Raw genomic sequence first — 4,276 nt, 5'->3', positions numbered from 1 at the left:
ATTTATATCTATAGTTGCAAGTATATCAATAATTGTTGGTGGAATTGGTATTATGAATATAATGTTAGTGAACATTATTGAAAGAACTAACGAAATTGGTATTAGAAAGGCAATTGGTGCTACAAATCTTGATATATTAATTTTATTTCTATTAGAATCTATTACTTTAAGCTTTATAGGAAGTTTTATAGGGATTTTTTTAGGGATATGCTTGAGCTTAATAATTGGATATTTTATAGGAGTACAACCGATTTTTAATTATTTTTTTATTTTGTTTTTAATGTTAGTTTCCATTTTTATAGGAGTTGTGTTTGGTGTGTTTCCAGCTATAAAGGCATCTAAACTAGATCCAGTTGAAGCTTTGAGAAAATGAACTACCACCGCCCTAATAGAGGGCGGGGCTTCGTGGGAAGTATCTGACTCATGTCAGATATGTTAACCACGCTCTGCGGGTAGTTCCTACCCTGAATATATTACAAATTTCATAGTTTTAAAACATATGTCTGATGTCATCCACAAAATCAAGTTTTGCAGTCAACAGATATTGTATATCACTTTGAACATCAATGCTTGGTTTTCGCTCTTTTCAAAGTGGGTCGCATATTGTGAATATTTTACAGGACAACAGAATTACTTGTCTCAACTCCATATTTTCAGTTGTTAAAGTTCATAGAACCCATGCCTTTATGGCATAGTTTATTCTTTTATCACTACTGTTGATTTATAAATTTAACTGCATTTTCTCCAGCTATACGTCCAAATATAACTGCAGCACTATATGCAGCACTACTATTTGTTACCTCTCCAGCAGCAAACAGTCCAGGAACTACTTTTCCTTCCACATCTAAAACTTCAGTTTTTTCATTTGCTACTACTCCACCTCTAGTCATGTGTACAGCCGATTCAACTTGAACACCATAGAATGGTCCCTCTGTTCTGAACTCTCTTTTAAATGGTTTAGCTCTAAATGGATCTTGCTCCTCTCCACGTATCGCTCTATTAAATTGATCTCTTGTAGCCACTAACTTATCAGCTGGAACTCCAAGTTTTTGTGCTAACTCCTCTAAAGTGTCAGCTTTTACGTGATATCCTTTTGCTGTATGTTTTTGTAAACGGTAACTTGATTCATATAAAGCTTGATCATATATATAGAAAGCCTTACCTTCAGGCTGTGAAAGTATTGTTTGAGCAGCCTTAAATCTATCATTTTTAGAGATATTTTCATTTAAGAATCTATCACCATTTGCATTCACAAGCATAAATCCATCTCCACCACCAGTTAAATCTCTAGTAGTTCTAACTATAAATGGGAATAGATTTAGCTCATCTAAATTAGCTAACTGAATATTATTTTCTTCAAATACAGGTATGAAATCTCCTGTTGCTCCAAGCTGGTTTGATGTTTGTAACTTTTCAGTTCCAGGGGAGTATTTAGCCAATAACTCCTTATTTGCCGAGAATCCTCCAGTTGCCATAACCACTGCTTTAGCTTTTATATCATAGAAATTATTTCCATTTTGTACTTTAACTCCTTTGATTTCACCATTTTCTACTATAAAGTCTGTTCCCTTAGTTCCAGTTCTTATATCTATTCCTAAGCTCTTAGCCTTTGCTTCCATACCATCTTGTACTTCCTCACCAGCGTATGCGTCCTTCTCAGCCATATGCCCTCTTTTACCATAGTAGTGATTTAATTTTACTCCCATAGCTCTTAACCAAGAGTCCAGTTTTGAAGCTCCCTCTGCCTGTGCTCTAGTTCTTTCTGGAGTATCCATCCAGTTGGTATTGTCAGCTATTAATTTTTCAACTGAATCCTCTACTCCCGCATTTTTTTCAGCTTCTGAATTGATTAGATCATAGAAGTTCATATCATATTTTCCATTTCCACTTAATATATCTAATTTTTCAATTAGTATTATATTGTTTAATCCAGCTTCTTTTGCAGATATTGCTGCTGCAAGACCCGCTGGTCCAGCCCCAACTATAACTAAATCTGTAGATACTGGCTCTAAATATGCCACTGGTTGCTCTGGTCCTGCCGTTTTTATAGTTATTCTACCAAAGTCCTTTCCACCCTCTTTTAAAGCTGCAGCCACTGCTCTTTTAACTCCTAAAGATGTGTACGTTGCTCCAGATACACTGTCAACTATTGGAGATTGTGCTTTTAAAATTCTATCTTTTAAAATTGGAAATGCTCTTGACATTATATGTGAAGTTTCATTATCTGAAACTAATTCAAGATTTTCAATCTTATCTCCCTTTGTGATTACATTCACTTTAATCTCACCAGAAAAACCATTTCCTTTACCTATAATAGATTTTTCCTTTGCTCCGCAAGCCATTAACATTAAACTTGCTAAAAAAATTGCTACTTTACACCTGTTTACTTTCATTATTACCCCTTTTAATTTTCTTTGAATAAATATTCAAAGAAAATTTTAGCACATAATGATTTTTTTATCAATATTTTTAACTGTTTTTTTTAAATTTCATTCCTAAAGCTAGTAGTTTTTTAATAACTTTTCCAAATAAACAGATTTCATCTGTTTACTTGCCATAAGTTTATGTACAGGTGATAGTTTTAATATAGCTCCCAATATTGCAGCCATAGCTCTATGACTAAATAAAGCTTTATTATCAAATATTAACTCTTGAAGCATACCCTTTTCTATTGCCATTAAAACTGATCTGTGAACAGAGTTTATGGGAGTAATCACTCTTGTTTCACGAGGAACTAATAATATACAGCTTTTAGGACATGCTCTTCCACATACCCCACAACCTAAACATAGCTCCTCTTGGACTACATATCTATCCTCTACTCTCTTTATGGCATTTACTGGACAAACTTTCAAACATTTTCCACAGTTTATACAGCTATCATAATTCATCTTAGGTAAAAAATTTGTTGTTTCCACTGGGTGCATCATTCCAAATTTTTTAGCTGCCACTAAGGCTTCACAACAACAACTACAACAGTTACATATAAATGTAACTCCCTCTCTCACATTCTCTCCACATTGAACCAGATTACTGTCATATGCTTGCTGAAGAAGATCCATCCCTTCAATTTTGTCAACTCTTCTGGCATATCCATTATTTATCAATGAGTTTGCCACATTTCCAAAAGTCATACATATATCCATAGGGGCATCACATGCTTTTCCAACATGTTGCATCTTATGTCTACAGTAACACATACTTATCCCCATATGCTCCGATGTTTCTATTATATGAGAAGCTCTTTCATAGTCTAAAACTTGAACTAAGTTATCCAAAGTATTAGATGATAACCCCTTTTCTGAGGTTATCGATTTACTTAGGACATCCTCATTTACAAAAACTCTACCCAATTTTGTATCGGCACTATAGAAGAGATCCTTTATAAAATCCTCTTCCACATTCATGTATTGATATAGTAATTCTCCTAAAAGTTTTTGATCAATATCCCCTCTTGTTCTCATCATTGAAAACTCTATAAATCCAGCCATAGGAGGCGGTAATATATAAGTTTGAACACCCTTATGAACAGTATCTAATAAAATAGCTCTAGATGCCAAAGTATCCAATATATTTTTGGCATCCTTCTCTGACATTTTCCATATTGTCGCTGCTTTTTTCACTGTAAAAGGTTTTATTGGAAGTTGTGCCACTAATTCCGCTTCTCTTTCTGAAAATAGTATCGCTAATATATCATATAGAACTTTAGATGGTGGTGCTCCTTGAGGAAACCTATTCAGTCTCTCCTCCAAACTTTTATACGCTGATTTACCCACAATATGGCTCATGTTGTTTTCCTCCTAATTAATAACTATTATCGTTTTTTGACCTCTGTTAATAGTATAGATGTAAAGATCAATAATCCACCCATCATAACTTGAAAAGTCATCTTATCCCCTAAAAGTAACACAGAGAATATCGCTCCAAATATTATCTCTGTTGTTAAAATTAAAGAAACTTGACTAGGATTAATCTCTTTTTGAGCATATGTTTGAATTGAATAACAGATAAAAGTATTGAATAAAATTATATATACCAATGCTAAAATCTGCTTTAAATCATATGTTCTACTAAAGATTGTCGCTCCTTCAAATATTATATTCAGTAAAATTCCAATAATTCCTGCTGAAAACATTTGAAATCCATTAATTATAAATGGATTCTTATTTTTTATCCTACTTCCAATAACAACAATTTGAAGGGCAAAACAAATAGCACATATAAATGTTAAAATATCTCCAAAATTAATTGTTAAGTTTTTTTCAAAGGAGAGAAA

General features: G+C 33.2%; 4 protein-coding genes. 1 reads left to right on the top strand and 3 read right to left on the bottom strand.

Annotated elements, in window-relative coordinates; translation table 11 throughout:
- Positions 1 to 373, top strand: a 373-nt coding sequence (locus tag ACMOUI_RS07305) for an ABC transporter permease (protein ID WP_418965071.1), incomplete at its 5' end; no start/stop codon positions are given.
- Positions 374 to 710: 337 nt separating this feature from the next.
- On the opposite strand, the gene ACMOUI_RS07300 is transcribed toward ACMOUI_RS07305, so the two are convergent.
- From ACMOUI_RS07300 to ACMOUI_RS07290, 3 genes are all read right to left on the bottom strand, one after another.
- Positions 711 to 2,393, bottom strand: coding sequence for an FAD-binding protein (locus tag ACMOUI_RS07300; RefSeq protein WP_418965070.1), 1,683 nt, complete (start codon positions 2,391 to 2,393; stop codon positions 711 to 713).
- A 108-nt stretch (positions 2,394 to 2,501) separates the two neighbouring features.
- Positions 2,502 to 3,788: a 4Fe-4S binding protein gene (locus ACMOUI_RS07295; protein ID WP_418965069.1), complete on the bottom strand. Its 1,287-nt coding sequence runs from the start codon at positions 3,786 to 3,788 to the stop codon at positions 2,502 to 2,504.
- A 26-nt stretch (positions 3,789 to 3,814) separates the two neighbouring features.
- Positions 3,815 to 4,276: DMT family transporter (locus ACMOUI_RS07290; RefSeq protein WP_418965068.1), on the bottom strand; the 462-nt coding region annotated here is incomplete at its 5' end.

Origin of the sequence: Cetobacterium sp. (assembly GCF_048470075.1) — a bacterium.
Lineage (GTDB): Bacteria > Fusobacteriota > Fusobacteriia > Fusobacteriales > Fusobacteriaceae > Cetobacterium_A.
This window is presented reverse-complemented; position numbering and strand designations above follow the sequence as displayed.

What these genes read in the sequence shown, in the direction of transcription:
- ACMOUI_RS07300 (WP_418965070.1), bottom strand. Translation starts at nt 2,393, where the DNA reads ATGAAAGTAAACAGGTGTAAAGTAGCAATTTTTTTAGCAAGTTTAATG.
- ACMOUI_RS07295 (WP_418965069.1), bottom strand. Translation starts at nt 3,788, where the DNA reads ATGAGCCATATTGTGGGTAAATCAGCGTATAAAAGTTTGGAGGAGAGA.